We start from the raw sequence: 18901 nt of genomic DNA, 5'->3' as shown, positions 1-18901 counted from the left end.
GCCTTTAAGGCCAAGGCCGGTAAGAGAGGCTTTCAGCCGCAGAGCAAACCACCAGTTCACACTGGTGGTTTTGATTAGCCGAAGTGCTTTAAACTAATTAGCTGGAAAAGATATGGTTATAGGCATTAACAATATATTAATAATGGACATTTCTCCCCCTTTCTGTGTCGGGGCTTTTTTGTACAAAAAAATAATTTTTTCTCCTCACCCACCTCACTAATAGACAATTATTTAATAAAACATTACAATTATAGAAATCATAATTTTGCAATATTCAAACTTCTGTGGCTAAAGGGGTAGATTACATTGTTATCTGTAGCAAGTGATTTACTATTTAACTTACTGGTTATTCTTATCACAATGATTATGCACCAATTTTGGATTGAAAGTAAGCCAAATCGTAAGCCTGTAATAAAATATTCCATTTTAGTCACTTCCGGATTAGCTATTTTTATTTGTATGGTGTTTTCATTTTATGAATATGAAGGTGTGCGCTATGATCTGAGACGGATACCATTATGGTTCGGTACTATTTACGGGGGACCCGTTGTTGGACTTGTTCTCTTAGTACTGACAAGTGTTATTCGAATTATTCAAGGGGGAGCTGGTACATATTTATCAATTATTAATACTGCCCTGATGTTTATTTTGACAGTATTAATTACACCTTTATATTTTCGGGTTGGAACCTATAAGAAAATCGTATTAGGTACATTTGTGAATATTTTCTCTTCATTCTTTTTTTTACTAGTATTTACTTTTTTTCATCACGATTTATTTGAAATTAATTATTGGTATGAATTTTTAATCATCAATGCAATTGGAATAATACTAGTCAGTCTATCTGTGGAAATGATCCAAAGCAACTATGATTTGAGAATGAAGGTGATTTATGCGGATAAATTAGATGTGGTAGGTCACTTAGCTGCTGCGGTTAATCATGAAATCAACAATCCTCTGACTACTATTCGTGGATTGATTCAACTTGTTAAAGATGACCACGACCTTCCTGTAGATAAAGAGCAAGCCTTTCTTCAGATGGCTCTAGAGGAAGTAGATAAAGTAGACCATATAATAAAAGATTATTTAACCTATGCAAGGCCATATCCTACGACAATGGAGGTATTTCAACTAGAAGAAGTACTGCATAATTCTATTAATATTGTAAGACCTTTAGCCGAAATGGAAGATGCAACGATTGAATTAGTAGACACTCCTACTTGCTGCTTAATGGGTGACCCAAAGCAATTAGTACAAGCACTTGTAAACATATTAAAGAATAGCATTGATGCGGTTGAAAAAGGAGGGCTCGTCGAAATAAAGGTAAAGGTTAAAGATAAAGAATGCTTTATTTCGATAATTGATAATGGCATCGGAATGGATAGAGCATTACAAAAAAGACTTGGGTACCCTTACTTTACGACAACAAGCAAGGGTACCGGGCTTGGTCTAATGGTTGTCTATAGAATTATCGATAGTATGAAAGGAGAAATTAAAATAGATAGTAGACAAGGGGTAGGAACAAAGGTTGTACTCAAGCTGCCAATTCTTTAATTTACAATAATAAAAATAAACCGGGGGATATAAATGGCCCGGTTTATTTCGTAACTATGTTTTTGCTGAAAGTTTTACTCTAAAGCATCTTTTATTGAATCTGCAAGCTCAGGCGGTATACTTGGCTGGTCCTGCTGGTTCTTTTCTTGTTTGTTCTGTGAAGGCTGTGTATTTTGTTGTTGTCCACTATCTTGTTGTCCACTATCTTGTTGTCCCATTATTCCTTGACCCTTCTGAAACAACTCCGTTACAGGACAATAACGAACAATTCCCTCTGCAACCTTCATTGCACCCATCATTATCATGAATATATATGAATTACACCATGGTTTTCGTGAGAGTTTTGCTGTACAAAAGGCAACTATGGTTAACCCGCATGTTATTCGAATGAGGGCATTAAGAACTCCGATATTAGGGTTGGTTTTCATAAATTCATACACCTCCACAAATTTTTTACAATTATATTCAAAAACTTTAATGCGTTAAACGGTTTAATATGTTACCATTAGTAAAACAAATAGAGAAACGATCTCCTTAGGGAGGAATACTTAATATGTTAGATCAACGTTATAGATGGAAGAACAAACAGATTCGTGACCATGTTGCAATTGTAAACGGTAACAAATCGCCGACATTGCTTTTAAAAAACACTCGTTTTCTTCATTCTATCCTTCGTGAATGGATAGTAGGAAACATATGGATTCACGAAGATCGAATAGTCTTTGCAGGAGATAAATTGCCTGAAAATATTTGTGATTGTGAAGTAATGGATTGCAAAGGACTAACACTAGTTCCTGGTTATATAGAACCACATGTACATCCTTTTCAATTATATAATCCCCAAACCTTTGCAAGATATGCATCGCAAACAGGGACAACCACTATCATTAATGATAATTTAATGTTAGTTTTATTATTAGGAAAAAAGAAAGCGTTTTCTTTGTTAAAGCAACTGCGACATTCGCCTGTTTCCATGTATTGGTGGAGTCGCTTTGATTCGCAAACAGAATTGCGAGAAGAGGAAACGGTATTTTCACATGGTGAAGTGAAATCATGGTTAGAGCATGATGCAGTTCTTCAAGGCGGAGAATTGACAGGGTGGCCGAAGCTTTTAGATGGAGATGATTTAATTCTTCACTGGATACAAGAAGCGAAAAGAATGAGGAAAAGAATTGAAGGTCATTTTCCTGGTGCTTCTGAAAAAACACTCGCCAAAATGATGTTATTTGGAGCCGATAGCGATCATGAGGCTATGACAGGAAAAGAAGTATATGAACGTTTATTACAAGGGTTCACTGTTTCTTTAAGACATTCCTCCATCAGACCGGATTTGCCGGTGCTTTTAAAAGAAATGAAGGAGATGGGTATCGATCAATATCAATCGATGTTTTTCAATACGGATGGCTCAACACCCGCATTTTATGAAGATGGAATATTAGATATGATGATTCGCATGGCAATAGAGCACGGAATTCCCACGATTGATGCCTATCATATGGCATCCTATCATGTGGCCAGATACTATAATATTGATCACTTGCATGGAATGATCGCAACAGGAAGGGTTGCTAGCATTAATTTCCTTGAAAGTGAAGGGAATCCGACACCGATACATGTTCTTTCAAAAGGAAAGTGGCTGAAAAAAGATGGAGAAGCTATTATCCAGGATGAAGACATCGACTGGAATGAAGTGGGATTTTCTCCACTTGATTTGCAATGGAAATTGGACCATGATGATTTACAATTCTCCATGCCTTTTGGAATTGAAATGGTGAATGATGTAATAACAAAGCCTTATTCTGTTTTATATGATGTGTCAGTAGATGAGCTACCGACCGATCATAACGAAAGCTTTCTAGTATTGCTTGATCGAAACGGAAAATGGCGAACGAACACCATTGTTAAAGGCTTTGCAGATAAGGTTATGGGATTTGCATCATCGTTTTCCAACACAGGCGATATTATATTAATCGGCAAAAATAAAGAGGATATGACCATTGCTTTTAACCGAATGAAGGAAATTGGTGGGGGCATTGTCTTAGTTGAAAATGGAGAAGTGATCCACGAAATTCCATTAATGTTAGCAGGGGTTATGTCTAATAAGGATATGGAAACACTTATAATGGAAGAGAAAAAATTGAAAAGTTTATTAAGAGAACGAGGATATCCTTTTGGAGATCCAGTTTATTCTTTACTGTTTTTTTCAGCGACACATTTACCATATATACGAATTACACAACAAGGAATTTACGATGTTATGAATAAAACAGTACTCTTTCCAACTATAATGCGTTAAAATATTAAAGTGATTGTTGCAGAAAGTTCTTTTTTAAACAATACAACAATTTATACGTGTAAAGGTTAAAGGGGTTGGGTACAGAGTAATGAAGAAAAAATTATTATATTGCTTCGCTGCCATATTAATATTCGCTTTAACAGCGTGTGGACATAAAGAAAAGACTGTCCAACAGCCTAAGCAATCTCCAGATAGTAGGGAAATTTCTGGAGCGATAAAGGATTCAACTCCTAATTATTTATTTCCTTTGACGGGTATGGAAGCAAAGGAACCATCTGAAAATCGATCCGTTGCTGTCATGATTAATAATTTTCCAGCAGCAAGACCGCAATCTGGATTAGCAGAGGCAGACATTGTTTACGAAGTGTTGGCAGAGGGAGATATAACAAGGTTTTTGGCGATTTATCAAAGTGAAAAGCCGAAAAGAATCGGCCCAATTAGAAGTTCTCGCGATTATTTTATAGATTTAGCAAAGGGATACGATAGCTTTTACGTTGCCCATGGTTATAGTCCCGAGGCAAAAAAGATGCTTTCATCTGGATACATCGACAATATCAATGGAATGCAATATGATGGAATATTATTTAAGCGTTCTAGTGATCGCAAGCCACCACATAATTCCTATATATCTTATAACAATATTTTAAAAGGTGCTAAGATAAAGCGTGCTAAAATGGATATTCCGCCTAGTAATTTGAACTTTATGACTGCCGATGAAACGAAGCAAGTTATTGGACAAGATGCTGCAAATATTATGATACATTATTCCAATGATCCATTATTTAATGTGGAATATGAGTATGATGCTGGTAAAGAAAAATATAAGCGGTCCTCAGATGGTCAGCAAACGGTGGATCTTGAATCAAAGAGACCTGTCCTATTAGATAATCTATTTATTGTTGAAACGGAACATAAAATCGTTGATAACAAGGGTAGACGTAAAATAAATCTAACATCTGGAGGAAAAGCATACTTGTTTCAAAAAGGAAAATATCGTGAAATACAGTGGCGAAATATAGATGGACGCATTCTTCCTTTTGATAATGGTGAAGAAGTTAAATTTGTTCCTGGTAAGACGTGGATTAATATCGTACCAAGCTTAGATAAAGTCGGAATTGACAAGAAGTAGGATAGAAGGAGATAACAATATGCAAATTGAAAAATTAAGGGGAAAAGCTTTAGACCAATTATTTCAATCAATACTTTCTTTAAATGATCTCGAGGAATGCTATCGTTTTTTCGATGATCTTTGTACAATTAATGAGATTCAAGCACTTGCCCAACGTCTCGAAGTGGCAAGAATGCTTCAAGAAAAAAACACGTATAATATTATTGAAAAAGAAACAGGAGCAAGCACAGCAACCATTTCCCGTGTGAAAAGATGTTTGAATTATGGGAATGATTCGTATCAAATGGTATTGGACCGAATTCAAGAAAATGAATCAGATGTAACAAAATAATATTGGCTGGGATGAAAAGAAGTGTAATTGTTTAACAATTGTACACTTCTTTTTTTAATGAAAAAAAGAATTTTTTGGAACTGTAAAATTAATTAAGGATAATCAACGAACAGTGGTTGAACGTGCCCGAAAAAAAGAAAAAAACTAGAAAACAGTAACGATCATTAATATAATCCGAATCCCAAAATGAGAAATGGCACATTACCGACGCGCCTCTTTAAAATTTGATAATATTTTACAAATTATTAATTTAATCAAACGGTTGATTAAATTATCGATAAACTCTACTAATCGCTATGTTACGTAGGTAGTTGCAGTGCAAAGGATGTTAAAATTTGACGAATTAGTTTTCTGAAATGAACTAAAATCTATTAACATGAAATCAATTACAAAAATCTACAATATTATACAGGTAATTAATTAATCAAACGATTGATTAAAACTATAACAACTATTGAATTTAAACATTTCCCGAGCAATACTTTTGCGAAAAAGGTAACTTTTAGCCATTATTTTTAATGGATTTTTCGACAAAATAAAAAGGTATATGCATTCTAAATACATATACCTTTTCGAATATATTAAACTAGCTGCGGTACAGGCAATCCTAGCCCTTCCGCAATGCGTGTTCCGTAATCAGGGTCCGCTTTATAGAAATGAGCTATTTGACGAAGTTTGATTTCTTCTTTTGTAACTGGTTTCATTGCATCAACAATGTTTTGAACAAGTCTCGTTTTCTCTTCATCATTTAATAATCGATATAGATCACCGGCTTGTGTAAAATGATCATGATGATCATATGCTACACTATCAGCAACACCCGAAACAGCATAGGCAGCTTGTTTATCTTCGGCTGATTCTTTAGGTCCGTTGTAACTATTAGGTTCATAGTAAACCGAACCGCCACCATTATTATCAAAACGCATTTGCCCGTCACGTTGATAATTATTTACTTCATTTCGAGCACGATTAATTGGCAGTGATTGATGATTTGCCCCAACACGATATCTATGTGCATCATGATATGCAAATAAACGCCCTTGCAGCATTTTATCGGGGGAAACATCAACACCCGGCACTAATGTTCCTGGTGAAAAAGTAGCTTGTTCTACTTCTGCAAAATAGTTTTCAGGATTTTTGTTTAACACCATCCGACCTACTTCTATTAATGGATAATCTTTTTGAGACCATACCTTTGTCACATCAAATGGATCAAATCGATACGTATCTGCATCCTCTAATGGCATAATTTGAACAGAAAGCTTCCAAGCCGGAAAATCACCTTTTTCAATCGCATTATAGAGCTCCTCGGTATGATAATCAGGATTTTCACCTGCAAGCTTAGAGGCAACATCCACTGCTAAGTTTTTAACACCTTGCTCTGTTTTAAAATGATACTTAATCCATACTCCATCACCATCTGCATTTACCCATTTAAATGTATGACTTCCATATCCATTCATATGGCGGAATGTTGCTGGAATGCCTCGATCACTCATTAAAATAGTTACTTGGTGTAGAGATTCTGGTGATAATGACCAGAAATCCCATACAGCATCTGGATTTTTTAAGTGTGTAGCAGGATGTCTTTTTTGTGTATGAATAAAGTCAGGGAATTTGATAGCGTCACGAATAAAGAAAACTGGTGTGTTGTTACCTACTATGTCATAGTTTCCGTCCTCTGTATAAAACTTCACTGCAAACCCACGGGGATCACGTACAGTGTCAGCAGAACCATTTTCACCAGCAACGGTTGAGAAGCGAATAAATAATGGCGTTTTTTTTCCTACCTCTGAGAGGAATTTGGCTTTTGTATATTTAGTTAGATCATTCGTTACTTCAAAATAACCATGTGCACCAGCACCTTTAGCATGAACGACGCGTTCTGGAACTCTTTCTCGATTAAAATGCGCTAATTTTTCAAGAAGATGAACGTCTTGAATTAAGGTAGGTCCACGTGATCCTGCTGTCATGGAGTTTTGATTGTCACCAACTGGTGCTCCCCAGCTAGTAGTAAGCTTGTTATTGTTCTTACTCATATTAAAACCACCTCTCATATTTTTGTAGCTTACTATTATTATAACTACAATAAATTAAAAATCAATATTTATTTATATTAATTATAAATAAATATAAATTATAATTGGAATGACAAATCATGATACAAGGGTTGGACCCCTTTATAATTTATTACTTTCAGGATGAAAATATGATTCGAAAATATAAATATGTAGTTGAAAATATAAAACTTTTATTGATAATATCTCAACAAGTTGTTATATCTAATTTAAACTTTTAGTTTTATTAAGATGGATGATGATATAATTTTTAAAAGAGTATGACTTTTTGGGGGTGACAAAATGTTTGATCAATCTCCTTATCCATGCCGAGTTGAATGGGGGGCGCGTGGTGCGAAAGAGGCAGCGGAGCGTGGTGATATCATTATCGTTGTGGATGTTTTAAGTTTTTCCTCAACCGTCGTGACAGCTGTGCATCATGGTGCGATTATTTATCCGTACCCAGTTTATAAGGATGGAAAAGAACTAGATTATGCTACGGAGGTAGGAGCAGATCTTATTTTTGGAAGGGCAGAATCGATTAAATTTGGAAATCCAACCCTTTCACCAATTACCTTCAATCAAGCTCATAGAAATAAAAAATATGTATTATGTTCATTAAATGGAGCACTCTGCTCATGGATAGCAACGAAAGTACCTGCTTTATTAATAGGCAGCTTGTTGAATGCTACAGCAGTTGCAACTTATGCCAATCAATTACAGTCAAAAATCAATGCGAATATAACCGTAATTCCATGTGGAGAACAGTGGGACAATGTACTGAATCGGGAAAATAATATTCGACCTGCTATAGAAGATTATCTCGGAGCGGGTGCTATTTTATCAAAGCTTACCGGAGAGCTATCACCAGAAGCTGTGTTGTGTTCAAATGCATTTAAGAGTGTTGAAGATAGAGTTCAAGATTTAATATGGGAATGTGGAAGCGGAAGGGAACTACGGTTGAAGGGATACGAAAAAGATGTACAACACTCAAGTCAAATAGATACTTTTAAAACTGTACCTATTTTATCAAATTCTTATTTTGTTTCTGCAGAGGTGTAAGATGGAATCTATTGTAACAGAATTGACTAAGGAAAAAATTATTCAAAGTGATGTTTTGGATTTTAAGCGTTTAAATGGTGGAACCTCTAGTCAACTAGGCTTGATAGTGTTGGGGGATGGGAACAAGCTTGTTGTGAAGTCGAATTCACAACAGGTCATTGAAGCTGAAGCTTACTTTTTGAATTTTTATCAAACTGTTTCCTTATTCCCGAGGCTCATTTATACGGAGCCAACATATAAATATATTTTATATACATATATGGATGGAGAGATGGATGTAAATTTTCAAAGAAAAGATACGTTAAAGCTTTTAGTTCATAAGGTGATAAACCATTACAAACAAGCAGAATTTTATGGTATGTGGGGCTTAATAGAGGAGCCTGTTGATTCGTGGCAGAACTTCCTTTTAGCGGAAGTGGAGGTTGCTGGTGAAAGACTTTCTTCTGTTTTATCCCAAGATGATTACCGTCTTGCTTTGTCTTTAGTAATGAATTCAAGCCGAAACTCATTGGACACTCCGTATCTGCTTCATGGTGATTGTGGGGTTCATAATTTCTTATTTAAACATGGTTGTTTAAGTGGGGTAATTGATCCGACTCCGATAATCGGTATGCCTATTTACGACTTAGTTTTTGCCTTTTGCTCTTCACCAAAAGATCTATCATGGGAAACGATATCAGAAGCAGCAAAGGAATTGATATTTCCGATTACAGGTGAAAAATTAATTGAAGAAGTGATAATAGGGTTATATATTCGTATATCTAGATGTATTGCCCATCATCCAAATGATTTACCTATGTACTTAAATGCGTGGAATGAATGGAAAGAAATATTAAAGCGAAAAGGTGGAACTTTTAATGAATAGCCTATTTGAAAAACAACCAATATTAGAGCACAAACAACTACGGTTATTGCCGATGGAGGGTGTGCATGCAAAGGATTTATTCGAAATGAGCGATCCGAGTGTATGGGATTTTATGATGCAGCGTGTAGATACTTTTGAAAAGATGGAAAAATTGGTCCATACTGCATTGATGGGAAGAGAAAATAAACAGATTTTACCCTTTGTTGTACAGCTGAAGGAAACAGAAAAAATCGTAGGGACGACCCGGATTTATGGTTTTGATTTTCACAATCGTTCATGTGAGTTAGGTCATACTTGGTATGCCCCTGAGTTTCAACGTAGTTTTGTTAACACTGCATGCAAACTAACCTTACTTCAATTTTGCTTTGAAGAACTAAACATGATTCGTGTACAGTTTAAAACGGACGAACGAAATATACGATCCCAAAAAGCGATTGAAAGATTAGGGGCCAAAAAGGAAGGAATTCTTCGTAATGAAAGAATTTTGGAAAATGGATATATAAGAAATGCATGTGTTTTTTCCATCACATCTGAAGATTGGCCTGAGGTAAAAAAAAGGCTTTTAGAAAAAGAAGAGTATTATAAGACACAATTATAGGGAGAAGTAGAATGAAATTCTATATTGCGTCAAGTTTTCAAAATATAGAGATGGTAAGAACGCTTTCTAGTAAACTTGTAGATATTGGATTCCAACAGACGTATGATTGGACCCAAAATGAAAAAACGACCACAGAAGAAGAGTTACTAAAAATAGGGATAAAAGAAAAAGAAGCTGTTATGAAATGTGATCTATTCATCCTCGTCTTGCCAGGAGGAAGGGGTAGTCATACGGAATTAGGCATTGCTTTAGGTTCCGGGGAGAAGAGGATTTATATTTATGTGCCGAATGCTTGTGAAGAAGACGTTTCTTTGGCAACAACGTTTTATCATTTGCCAGAGGTGGGGATTGTTAGTGGTTCAGTAGGGGAGTTAGTAGCAAGGGCTGCGGAAAATTCGAATTATATTGCAAACAAAAAAAGATAACTCAGAGTTATCTTTTTTTGAATGATTATGATTGAACAGAAAATAATGATATGCTATAAGTTGAGAAAAGACGAGGTTCTTTTTCTCCAACAGCTACATTTTTAGTATTTGACACTTTGTTATTATTGCTTTGTAATGTTTTAGATGTAACGAATGCTCCACTCACAAGTAATGCACCTATCCCAAATGATAAAATTAGTTTTTTCATGATTTGCCTCCTAAATATGAGTAATTTGTTTATATGAGAAGTTGACAAGTTTATAATATTTTGTAGCGTTTTTATATTTATGTAAATTTTCAAAATGATTTGCTAGAAATTCTCCATATAATGTCAACTTAGCATAATCTCTTTGTTCCTCTAAATAAGGAATAAATTCTTCTACCATCATTTGCTCAAATTTTTCATGTTCCTTCGTGATCATGTATAAAAATGCTTTAATCTCAAAGTAAAATACAATATGTTTCTCTATTCCGTCAGTTTCAATCCATTTAAGACCTTCCGAAATTCTTTGTCTCGCCTCATTGAAATATCCACTTTGATAATATTCTTTAACTATGGTAGTTAAAGCTGATAGGCGATCTTCTAATAATGATTCATCTTCATTTATTATCATATCAAGATGATCAATAGCTAAATTAGTATCACCTTGTACGGAATATAAATAACCTAGATTTAAATGCGTTAATTGTATAATTTCTTTATTATGTGTATGCTCGGCTAATTGTTTTGCCAATTGATAATTCTTTATTGCCTTTTCATGATTATGAATTCTCCGATAGGAAATTCCAAGAATTAGATGACATTCCGCACAGCGAGAAAAATGATATATTTGTCTGTATAAATCTAAAGCTTTATAAGCAGCTCTTAGTGCTAACGATGTAATTCTCAATTTACTATATGTTAGTGCTAAAGAATATTCTAAATCTGCATTCTCTTCTTCAGAGATATCAAGATGAATAATAAAATCTTCTGATAGAGTATAGAACTTAAGAGCTTCATTAAAGTCTTCTTTAATATAATAGTAGTTTCCATTAAATTTGTTCCAATAATATTTTTGCTCTGTAGTAAAAGTATTGCTGAAATCTTTTAAATGGTTTATTTGCTCTAGTGCAGGATCTAGTTCTCCGAGTTTTAAATAGTATCTAATCAAATGAATTTTTAATAGTATTTGTAGCTCTACATCGTGTACCGTATTAATTAATTCATTTATGATTTGATACTTCTCTTCTAACTTCCCAACATCAGTACATGACAACAACAACCGAAACCATTCATGGCAAAGTGCTTTTGTTTCGTCGTCGATTTGTCTGTTGATTTCTATGCCCAGTCTGAGGCAAAGGAGCTTGATTACTTCGTCGTTAGGCTCGATTTTGCCGTTTTCGATTTTGGATAAATAAGAAATTGAAATGATCCCATCTGCTAATTCTTCTTGAGTCAAGTTTTGTTTGATTCTATTCAATTTAATAATTGCACCAATGTTCATATTAACCACCTAGAATATATTATAGCTTAAATATTATTTAAAGTGGTAATAGTAAGAAATTTTTTGCGAAAATACTATTATTTTTCATTTCTGGGTTGTGCAGGGAATGATTACATTCCCTGCAGTTAGAATGTTTTTTGCTATGAATAATGAGTATATCAGACTGTGTCTAAGGTCACCCTGTCATTTTTACTTTTTGCAGATTTGAATCCTTTTTATCATTCAGCAGAATATCAATTTTGTAAATTAAGGAATCAATGTCTCTTTTAGTAATCTTAGCTGGTGTGTTTTTTTTACGCATTATAACTCCTCCTTACAAATTTTTTTGCTGGGATTATTTCTTATAGTTATCATAACACATTTTATAGGACATTTAACTTGGGAAAATACCATGAAATATGGAGCATAAAATACTCATTTTCTTTCAAGTTTTCCTAAATGAAATAAAAAAAGCAAGAAAACGCACGACTATTTACCTATGACTTGGAAAGGATGTTGGGAGAGAGCTTGAAAAATATAACTTGAGAACCAGATATTATCCAGTATTTATTAAGAGGGATTTCCTTAATATCTTGTGGAAATTCTTTTTTGTGACCTTTCACAAATGCTATAATGATGTATGGAATATAGAAAATGGAGGATACGCTCAATGTACGACGTTCGCGAATGGCGACACGCCTTTAAATTGGATCCTAATAAGGAAATTTCCGATCATGATTTAGAAAAAATATGTGAATCTGGTACAAATGCCATCATTATTGGAGGAACCGATGGGGTTACATTAGAAAATGTCCTCAACTTAATGGCACGTGTGCGAAGATATACAGTTCCTTGTGTGCTGGAAATTTCAAATTTTGAATCGATTACACCTGGTTTCGACTTATATTTTATCCCGACAGTCCTCAACAGTGATGATGTAAAATGGGTGACTGGAGTTCATCATGAAGCTGTTAAGGAATACGGTGAGTTGATGAATTGGGATGAGGTTATGGTAGAAGGCTACTGTATTTTAAATAGTGATTGTAAAGCTGCTCAGCTTACTCAAGCAAAACCAGATTTAAGCGTAGAAGATGTGGAAGCATATGCCATGATGGCTGAAAATTTATTTAAGATGCCTATCTTCTATTTAGAATATAGTGGTTCCTATGGTGATGTGGAAGTAGTTAAAGCCGCAAAGAGCCATTTGGAAAATACCACCTTATTTTATGGCGGTGGTATTAAATCAATAGAACATGCAAAAGAAATGAGCCAATATGCTGATGTCATTATTGTTGGCAATATTATTTATGAAGATATAATTCAAGCATTAAAAACAGTTCATATAGACCATAAGGTATAGACATGATAATTATTAAATTCTATAATAAGAACAAACGTTCCGGTGGTGAATAATCAATGCAATTTTTAACAGATCGTCTTTTGGCAGGATTAAATCCTGAGCAACAAGAAGCAGTTAAAGCAACTGATGGCCCCCTTTTAATCATGGCTGGGGCCGGAAGTGGGAAAACAAGGGTACTAACACATCGAGTTGCCTATTTAATGGTTGAAAAAGGTGTTAATCCTTATAATATTTTAGCCATTACTTTCACGAACAAGGCCGCGCGCGAAATGAAAGATCGGATTGGGAAAATCATGGGTGGTGCTGCGGAAGAAGTTTGGATTTCTACGTTTCACTCTATGTGTGTAAGAATCCTTAGAAGAGATATTGATCGAATTGGTATTAACCGTAATTTTTCGATTTTAGATCCGACAGATCAGCAATCTGTCATTAAAGGTATCCTCAAAGATAAGAATATTGACCCAAAAAAATTCGAACCACGTGCTATTCTTGGGACAATCAGCAGTGCGAAAAATGAACTAGTAACTCCTGAAGAATATTCGAAACTTGTAGGCGGTTATTATGAACAGGTTGTCAGTGATGTTTATGAGGAATATCAAAGGCGACTTCGCAAAAATCAAGCGCTTGATTTTGATGATCTTATTATGATGACAATTCATCTTTTTCAGCGGGTGCCGGAAACATTGGAATATTATCAACGAAAATTTCAATATATCCACGTCGATGAATACCAAGATACGAATAGGGCGCAATATATGCTTGTGAAAATGCTGGCATCGAGATTTCAAAACATATGCGTAGTAGGGGATTCTGATCAATCCATTTATCGTTGGCGCGGTGCAGACATTGCGAATATCCTTTCTTTTGAGAAAGATTATCCAAGCGCAAAAGTCATCATGCTTGAACAAAATTACCGTTCTACAAAGCGGATACTTCATGCTGCAAATGAAGTGATAAAAAATAATGGGAACCGAAAACCGAAAAAGTTATGGACAGAAAACGCCGAAGGGCAAAAAATCAGCTATTTCCGGGCAGACAGTGAACAATCTGAAGCCCAGTATGTTGCTGGTAAAATTAAAGAACTAGTAGATTCCGGAGCTCGTAAATTATCCGAAATCGCTATTCTTTATCGTACGAATGCCCAATCGCGTGTAATGGAAGAGGTTTTACTCAAATCCAATATTGATTATCATATCGTTGGCGGAATCAAATTCTATGATCGCAAAGAGATCAAAGATATTCTTGCTTACTTACGTTTGGTAGCTAATCCTGATGATGATATTAGCTTGCAGCGAGTGATTAATGTTCCGAAGCGTGGAATAGGCTCTACATCCTTTGATAAAATTGCTCGCTATGCTGCAGACAATGATATTTCTATTTATAGTGCACTCAAAGAAATTGATTTTATCGGTTTAAGCCCTAAAATTACCAAAGCTGCTTATGAGTTTTATGAGTTAATCAAAAATTATACGCAAATGCAGGAGTATTTATCGGTTACAGAGCTTGTGGATGAAATTCTAGACAAATCGGGCTACCGTGAGATGCTGCAAGCGGAAAAGTCTTTGGAAGCACAAAGCAGACTTGAAAATATCGATGAATTTTTATCTGTTACAAAAAGCTTTGAAGAAAGCAATGAGGATAAAAGCTTGGTCGGCTTTTTAACTGATCTCGCTTTAGTAGCTGATATTGATCGGTTAGATGAAAAAGAAGAAAACAATAATGATGCTATTGTCCTAATGACCTTGCACTCCGCAAAAGGCCTGGAGTTCCCAGTTGTCTTTTTAATTGGATTAGAAGAGGGAGTATTCCCCCATAGCCGCTCGCTAATGGAAGAAGCCGAGATGGAGGAAGAAAGACGCTTAATGTATGTTGGGGCAACCCGTGCGGAACAAGAATTATTTTTAACGAATGCCGCAATGCGGACATTGTTCGGCCGCACAAATATGAATCCTGTTTCACGATTTATTAATGAGATACCAGAGGACTTGCTGGAAGTTTTACACAAAGAAGCTAGACAAAGGAGCCCTTTCAGCTCACAGCAGAGACCGATTAATCGTCCGGCTGTCCGCACTGCTTCAACAAGTACTGGCTCAAATGAAGCAGAGTGGAAGGTTGGCGACAAGGCGGAGCATAAGAAATGGGGCATCGGGACAGTTGTCAGTGTGAAAGGGAAAGATAAATCGATCGAGCTAGATATTGCTTTTCCTAGTCCAATTGGCATTAAACGTTTACTCGCCGAATTTGCACCGATTCAAAAAGTATAGGAAATATTAGTGTTTATTGCTTATTATCAGCCTTATGTGTACACATGAACGGTCTTTACTTGGAACAAGTATTTTTAGTGAACGTGTACACATAAGGCGTTATGACCTTCAACAAAATTATTTAACAAAGCCTAAGTATAATATTGGAATCAAGACAAGGGGCTGTAGCTATGGATAAACAAACTGCTGAGCATCAGATAAAGGAACTTCATCGTCTCTTAACTCAATATAATTATGAATATCATGTGTTGGACAACCCAACCGTTCCAGATGCGGAATATGATCGCTTAATGAATGAATTACTGAATTTAGAAAAAGAATTTCCTGAATTGGTAACACAAGATTCTCCATCCCAAAGGGTTGGTGGAGAAATTCTTTCTGCTTTTGTAAAAGTAGAACATCAAATCCCAATGTTGAGTTTGGGAAATGCATTTAATGCAGAAGATCTCAATGACTTTGATCGTCGGGTAAAACAATCGGTCGGTGACAATGTTGAATATGTTTGTGAACTGAAAATTGATGGTTTGGCAATCTCTTTAAGATATGAACAAGGACTTTTTTCTAAAGGTGCTACTAGGGGAGATGGGCAGGTAGGAGAGGATATTACTTCAAATCTAAGAACAATTCGCTCCATTCCACTTCGTCTTCATGAAGCAATGTCCATAGAGGTTCGTGGAGAGGCTTATATGCCAAAGAAATCATTTGAAAATCTAAATCGAAAAAAAGAAGAAAATGGAGAAGAACCATTCGCAAATCCAAGAAATGCAGCAGCCGGCTCATTGCGTCAGCTTGATCCAAAAATTGCTGCTTCCAGAAATTTAGATATATTCTTGTATGCTATTGGCGACTTTACAGAAGCTGGTGTCACAACCCATTATGATGGGTTAGATTTATTGGAGAAGCTTGGCTTCAAAGTTAATAAAGAGCGGAAAAAATGTGTCAATATCGATGAGGTCATTGATTATGTGAACAAGTGGAAAGAACACCGCCCACAATTGCCCTATGAAATTGATGGAATTGTCATCAAAGTGAACTCTTTGGAACAACAACGTAGGCTTGGAACTACTGCAAAAAGTCCAAGATGGGCGATTGCCTATAAATTCCCTGCAGAAGAAGTCGTAACAAAGCTATTAGATATAGAGCTAAGCGTCGGCAGAACCGGTGTCATTACACCAACTGCGATCCTTGAACCAGTGAAAGTAGCGGGAACAACTGTAAAACGTGCTTCACTTCATAATGAAGATTTAATTCGTGAAAAAGACATTATGCTTGGTGATTATGTTGTCATCAAAAAAGCGGGAGATATCATTCCTGAAGTGGTCAATGTTTTGGCGGAACGTCGGACAGGTGAAGAAAAACAATTCGCTATGCCGACACATTGTCCAGAATGTGATAGTGAGCTAGTGCGTTTAGAAGGAGAAGTTGCTCTTCGCTGTATTAATCCAAAATGTCCTGCACAAATTCGTGAAGGTTTAATTCACTTTGTTTCCCGTGATGCAATGAATATCGATGGTTTAGGGGAAAAGGTCATTAGCCAATTGTTTCATCATGAATTGATTAAAGATGTGGCAGATATTTACGGATTACAAAAGAACCAGCTTCTTGCATTAGAGAGAATGGGTGAGAAGTCTGTTACAAATCTTTTGGAAGCTATAGAAAAGTCTAAGGGAAATTCTTTGGAAAAATTACTATTTGGTTTAGGTATTCGTCATGTTGGAGCAAAAGCTGCTAAAACGCTGTCTCAATGCTTTGGCTCGATGGATCAACTAATGTCCGCTTCCAAAGAAGAACTAACGGAAGTTCAGGATATTGGTGAAAAAATGGCTGACTCCATTTATACCTATTTTGAAAATGAAGATGTCCATGAATTAATGAACGAATTAAAAGCCGTTGGTTTAAATATGAATTATCTTGGATCGAAACCAGTTGACGTGCAAAATATTGATTCAAGTTTAGCTGGCAAAATAGTCGTTTTGACCGGAAAACTTGAAAAGCTTACCCGCAATGAAGCGAAGGAGAAGCTTGAAGCACTTGGGGCAAGTATTACGGGAAGTGTAAGTAAAAAGACGGATATTGTCATTGCTGGGGAAGATGCCGGTTCGAAATTAACAAAGGCACAGGAATTAGGCATTGAAATTTGGGACGAAGAAAAAATGCTGCAAGAATTTGGGCAATGAATTGAAACTTTTGTTATGCTAAAGTAGTCTTTATAAAAGTATTATAAATTTTAATTAGCAATTTGAGGTATCATGAAATAAAGGTGGCATTTGCATGAAAAAGTGGTTACCGGTGCTTCTAACTGTTGTTATAACAGCGGGATGTGCACCCCATTTCAGTAAACAAGATAAAATTGTACAAAAGAAAGATGATAAAAAGGAAACTGCAATTGTTCCAAACTATCAAATTTCTAATCAATATTACAAAACTATCCTGCCGTTTTTACCAAGTAAATCAAGGGGATTAACGGTAAGTAATTTAAACACTCGCTATGATATAGATGAGTTTGAAACAGGGTTAATGCGTGTTGCACAAAAAGAATATTCAACAGATAACTATTTGTATCAAGAAGGTCAATATTTGGATAAGGCTACTGTTTTGTCCTGGTTGAATCGTAAATATACAAAAGACCAATTGAAAGCTCAAAAATTAAAACCAGAAGAAAATTTAGGGCTAAATCCTGTAGCGAGTGGTAAAGATGCTTCAAACACACCTATCTACTTAGCTCATATTTTGGAACAAGATTATTTAATCAAAAGCAAAAATACCGCAAAACTCGGCGGAGTAGTAATTGGACTAGCGCTAAATTCTGTTTACTATTATCAAAAACAACAGTACGGTGCTACTTACGATAAAACGATTAGTCATGCACAAGTTGCAAGCCATGGAAAAAGTATTGCTCAAGAAGTAATTAAACGTCTTCGCAATATAGACGGATTGAAAAATGTTCCCATTACAATTGCGCTTTACGAACAAAAAGGAACAGATTCTGTTGTGCCAGGAAACTTCTTTGCTTATACAACGGTATCAAATGGAAGTACATCCATTGATAATTGGAAATCGATAAAAGAAAAGTACTACCTATTCCCATCTGACCAAGTAGATAAGGATCATAAGGATGATTCAACTTATTTTAATAATTTTAAAGACGATGTTGAAAAATACTTTCCAAACTACAATGGTGTAGTTGGACGTGGACTCTATAATGATGGCCAATTAGCAAAACTAAACATTGAGATTCCAATGCAATTTTACGGCCAATCGGAAGTTATTGGATTTACCCAGTATATTGCTGGCTTAATTAGTGATTTTCAAAATCACACTTCATTAGAGATAAGCGTTACATCCGTAGACGGTCCAAAAGCGCTCATTGTTCGGGAACCAGGGGAAAAAGAACCATTTGTTCATATTTATCAATAGTAAAAAGCTGCTGACATCTGTGGTCGGCAGCTTTTTTTGTTTAGAAAAATACAACTAATTGTCTACGTCAAGCTTTAGCG

17 protein-coding genes are annotated in these 18901 nt (G+C 35.6%); 12 read left to right on the top strand and 5 right to left on the bottom strand.

From position 1 onward, the window contains the following. Positions 1–306 precede the first annotated feature (306 nt). A complete protein-coding gene (locus AC3WJF_RS12205) occupies positions 307–1554 on the top strand; it encodes an ATP-binding protein (protein WP_492452508.1) in 1248 nt (415 codons plus the stop codon). A 74-nt stretch (positions 1555–1628) separates the two neighbouring features. Here the strand turns inward: AC3WJF_RS12205 and AC3WJF_RS12200 are convergent, their stop codons facing one another. After that, a complete protein-coding gene (locus AC3WJF_RS12200) occupies positions 1629–1982 on the bottom strand; it encodes a YgaP family membrane protein (protein ID WP_492452506.1) in 354 nt (117 codons plus the stop codon). A gap of 125 nt (positions 1983–2107) precedes the next feature. On the opposite strand from AC3WJF_RS12200, the gene AC3WJF_RS12195 reads away from it, so the two are divergent. From AC3WJF_RS12195 to AC3WJF_RS12185, 3 genes are all read left to right on the top strand, one after another. After that, on the top strand, positions 2108–3850 hold the full coding sequence (locus AC3WJF_RS12195) for an adenine deaminase C-terminal domain-containing protein (RefSeq protein WP_492452504.1): 1743 nt from the start codon (positions 2108–2110) through the stop codon (positions 3848–3850). Positions 3851–3938: 88 nt separating this feature from the next. Continuing rightward, positions 3939–4979 (top strand): DUF3048 domain-containing protein, encoded by a 1041-nt coding sequence (locus tag AC3WJF_RS12190; RefSeq protein ID WP_492452502.1) that lies wholly within the window; start codon positions 3939–3941, stop codon positions 4977–4979. Between the two features lie 19 nt (positions 4980–4998). After that, positions 4999–5310 carry a YerC/YecD family TrpR-related protein gene (locus AC3WJF_RS12185; protein ID WP_492452500.1) on the top strand — a complete coding sequence of 104 codons (312 nt, stop codon included), beginning with the start codon at positions 4999–5001 and terminating at the stop codon, positions 5308–5310. Positions 5311–5891: 581 nt separating this feature from the next. On the opposite strand, the gene katA is transcribed toward AC3WJF_RS12185, so the two are convergent. Next, positions 5892–7349, bottom strand: a complete 1458-nt coding sequence (gene katA / locus AC3WJF_RS12180; RefSeq protein ID WP_492452499.1) for a catalase KatA — start codon at positions 7347–7349, stop codon at positions 5892–5894. 321 nt (positions 7350–7670) lie between these two features. Here katA and AC3WJF_RS12175 point away from each other — a divergent pair, with 321 nt between their 5' ends. From AC3WJF_RS12175 to AC3WJF_RS12160, 4 genes are read left to right on the top strand one after another with little or no spacing between them, the layout of a single operon-like run. After that, positions 7671–8429, top strand: coding sequence for a 2-phosphosulfolactate phosphatase (locus tag AC3WJF_RS12175; RefSeq protein ID WP_492452497.1), 759 nt, complete (start codon positions 7671–7673; stop codon positions 8427–8429). Between the two features lies 1 nt (position 8430). Then, positions 8431–9294, top strand: a complete 864-nt coding sequence (locus AC3WJF_RS12170) for a phosphotransferase (RefSeq protein ID WP_492452495.1) — start codon at positions 8431–8433, stop codon at positions 9292–9294. After that, the gene (locus tag AC3WJF_RS12165; protein WP_492452493.1) at positions 9287–9892 is read left to right on the top strand and encodes a GNAT family N-acetyltransferase; all 606 of its coding nucleotides are present in this window, start codon (positions 9287–9289) and stop codon (positions 9890–9892) included. Before AC3WJF_RS12170 ends, AC3WJF_RS12165 begins: the two co-directional genes overlap by 8 nt. Before the next feature lie 11 nt (positions 9893–9903). After that, positions 9904–10317: a group-specific protein gene (locus tag AC3WJF_RS12160; protein ID WP_492452491.1), complete on the top strand. Its 414-nt coding sequence runs from the start codon at positions 9904–9906 to the stop codon at positions 10315–10317. A gap of 25 nt (positions 10318–10342) precedes the next feature. Here the strand turns inward: AC3WJF_RS12160 and AC3WJF_RS12155 are convergent, their stop codons facing one another. The 3 genes from AC3WJF_RS12155 to AC3WJF_RS12145 form a co-directional block, all read right to left on the bottom strand. After that, entirely contained in the window at positions 10343–10525 is a 183-nt protein-coding gene (locus tag AC3WJF_RS12155; protein ID WP_492452490.1) for a hypothetical protein, read from the bottom strand. Positions 10526–10535: 10 nt separating this feature from the next. Then, entirely contained in the window at positions 10536–11801 is a 1266-nt protein-coding gene (locus tag AC3WJF_RS12150) for a helix-turn-helix domain-containing protein (protein WP_492452488.1), read from the bottom strand. A gap of 175 nt (positions 11802–11976) precedes the next feature. Beyond that, entirely contained in the window at positions 11977–12102 is a 126-nt protein-coding gene (locus AC3WJF_RS12145; protein WP_492452486.1) for a hypothetical protein, read from the bottom strand. A gap of 348 nt (positions 12103–12450) precedes the next feature. Between AC3WJF_RS12145 and pcrB the strand changes: the two genes are divergently transcribed. From pcrB to AC3WJF_RS12125, 4 genes are all read left to right on the top strand, one after another. Beyond that, a complete protein-coding gene (gene pcrB / locus AC3WJF_RS12140) occupies positions 12451–13140 on the top strand; it encodes a heptaprenylglyceryl phosphate synthase (RefSeq protein WP_492452484.1) in 690 nt (229 codons plus the stop codon). A 56-nt stretch (positions 13141–13196) separates the two neighbouring features. Beyond that, complete coding sequence (pcrA, locus tag AC3WJF_RS12135; protein WP_492452482.1) at positions 13197–15404, top strand: DNA helicase PcrA; 2208 nt, start codon at positions 13197–13199, stop codon at positions 15402–15404. Between the two features lie 170 nt (positions 15405–15574). Beyond that, complete coding sequence (ligA, locus tag AC3WJF_RS12130) at positions 15575–17581, top strand: NAD-dependent DNA ligase LigA (RefSeq protein ID WP_492452480.1); 2007 nt, start codon at positions 15575–15577, stop codon at positions 17579–17581. Positions 17582–17675: 94 nt separating this feature from the next. Then, positions 17676–18821 (top strand): CamS family sex pheromone protein, encoded by a 1146-nt coding sequence (locus AC3WJF_RS12125; RefSeq protein WP_492452478.1) that lies wholly within the window; start codon positions 17676–17678, stop codon positions 18819–18821. Positions 18822–18901 lie beyond the last annotated feature (80 nt).

This window comes from Heyndrickxia sp. FW510-T9, assembly GCF_058781025.1.
This window is presented reverse-complemented; position numbering and strand designations above follow the sequence as displayed.

Excerpts from the sequence above, each read along its gene's own strand:
- katA (WP_492452499.1), bottom strand. The coding sequence starts at position 7,349 with ATGAGTAAGAACAATAACAAGCTTACTACTAGCTGGGGAGCACCAGTT.
- AC3WJF_RS12155 (WP_492452490.1), bottom strand. The coding sequence starts at position 10,525 with ATGAAAAAACTAATTTTATCATTTGGGATAGGTGCATTACTTGTGAGT.
- AC3WJF_RS12165 (WP_492452493.1), top strand. The coding sequence starts at position 9,287 with ATGAATAGCCTATTTGAAAAACAACCAATATTAGAGCACAAACAACTA.
- AC3WJF_RS12185 (WP_492452500.1), top strand. The coding sequence starts at position 4,999 with ATGCAAATTGAAAAATTAAGGGGAAAAGCTTTAGACCAATTATTTCAA.
- pcrA (WP_492452482.1), top strand. The coding sequence starts at position 13,197 with ATGCAATTTTTAACAGATCGTCTTTTGGCAGGATTAAATCCTGAGCAA.
- AC3WJF_RS12170 (WP_492452495.1), top strand. The coding sequence starts at position 8,431 with ATGGAATCTATTGTAACAGAATTGACTAAGGAAAAAATTATTCAAAGT.
- AC3WJF_RS12175 (WP_492452497.1), top strand. The coding sequence starts at position 7,671 with ATGTTTGATCAATCTCCTTATCCATGCCGAGTTGAATGGGGGGCGCGT.
- AC3WJF_RS12200 (WP_492452506.1), bottom strand. The coding sequence starts at position 1,982 with ATGAAAACCAACCCTAATATCGGAGTTCTTAATGCCCTCATTCGAATA.
- AC3WJF_RS12190 (WP_492452502.1), top strand. The coding sequence starts at position 3,939 with ATGAAGAAAAAATTATTATATTGCTTCGCTGCCATATTAATATTCGCT.
- AC3WJF_RS12125 (WP_492452478.1), top strand. The coding sequence starts at position 17,676 with ATGAAAAAGTGGTTACCGGTGCTTCTAACTGTTGTTATAACAGCGGGA.
- AC3WJF_RS12145 (WP_492452486.1), bottom strand. The coding sequence starts at position 12,102 with ATGCGTAAAAAAAACACACCAGCTAAGATTACTAAAAGAGACATTGAT.
- AC3WJF_RS12150 (WP_492452488.1), bottom strand. The coding sequence starts at position 11,801 with ATGAACATTGGTGCAATTATTAAATTGAATAGAATCAAACAAAACTTG.
- AC3WJF_RS12160 (WP_492452491.1), top strand. The coding sequence starts at position 9,904 with ATGAAATTCTATATTGCGTCAAGTTTTCAAAATATAGAGATGGTAAGA.
- AC3WJF_RS12195 (WP_492452504.1), top strand. The coding sequence starts at position 2,108 with ATGTTAGATCAACGTTATAGATGGAAGAACAAACAGATTCGTGACCAT.
- ligA (WP_492452480.1), top strand. The coding sequence starts at position 15,575 with ATGGATAAACAAACTGCTGAGCATCAGATAAAGGAACTTCATCGTCTC.
- pcrB (WP_492452484.1), top strand. The coding sequence starts at position 12,451 with ATGTACGACGTTCGCGAATGGCGACACGCCTTTAAATTGGATCCTAAT.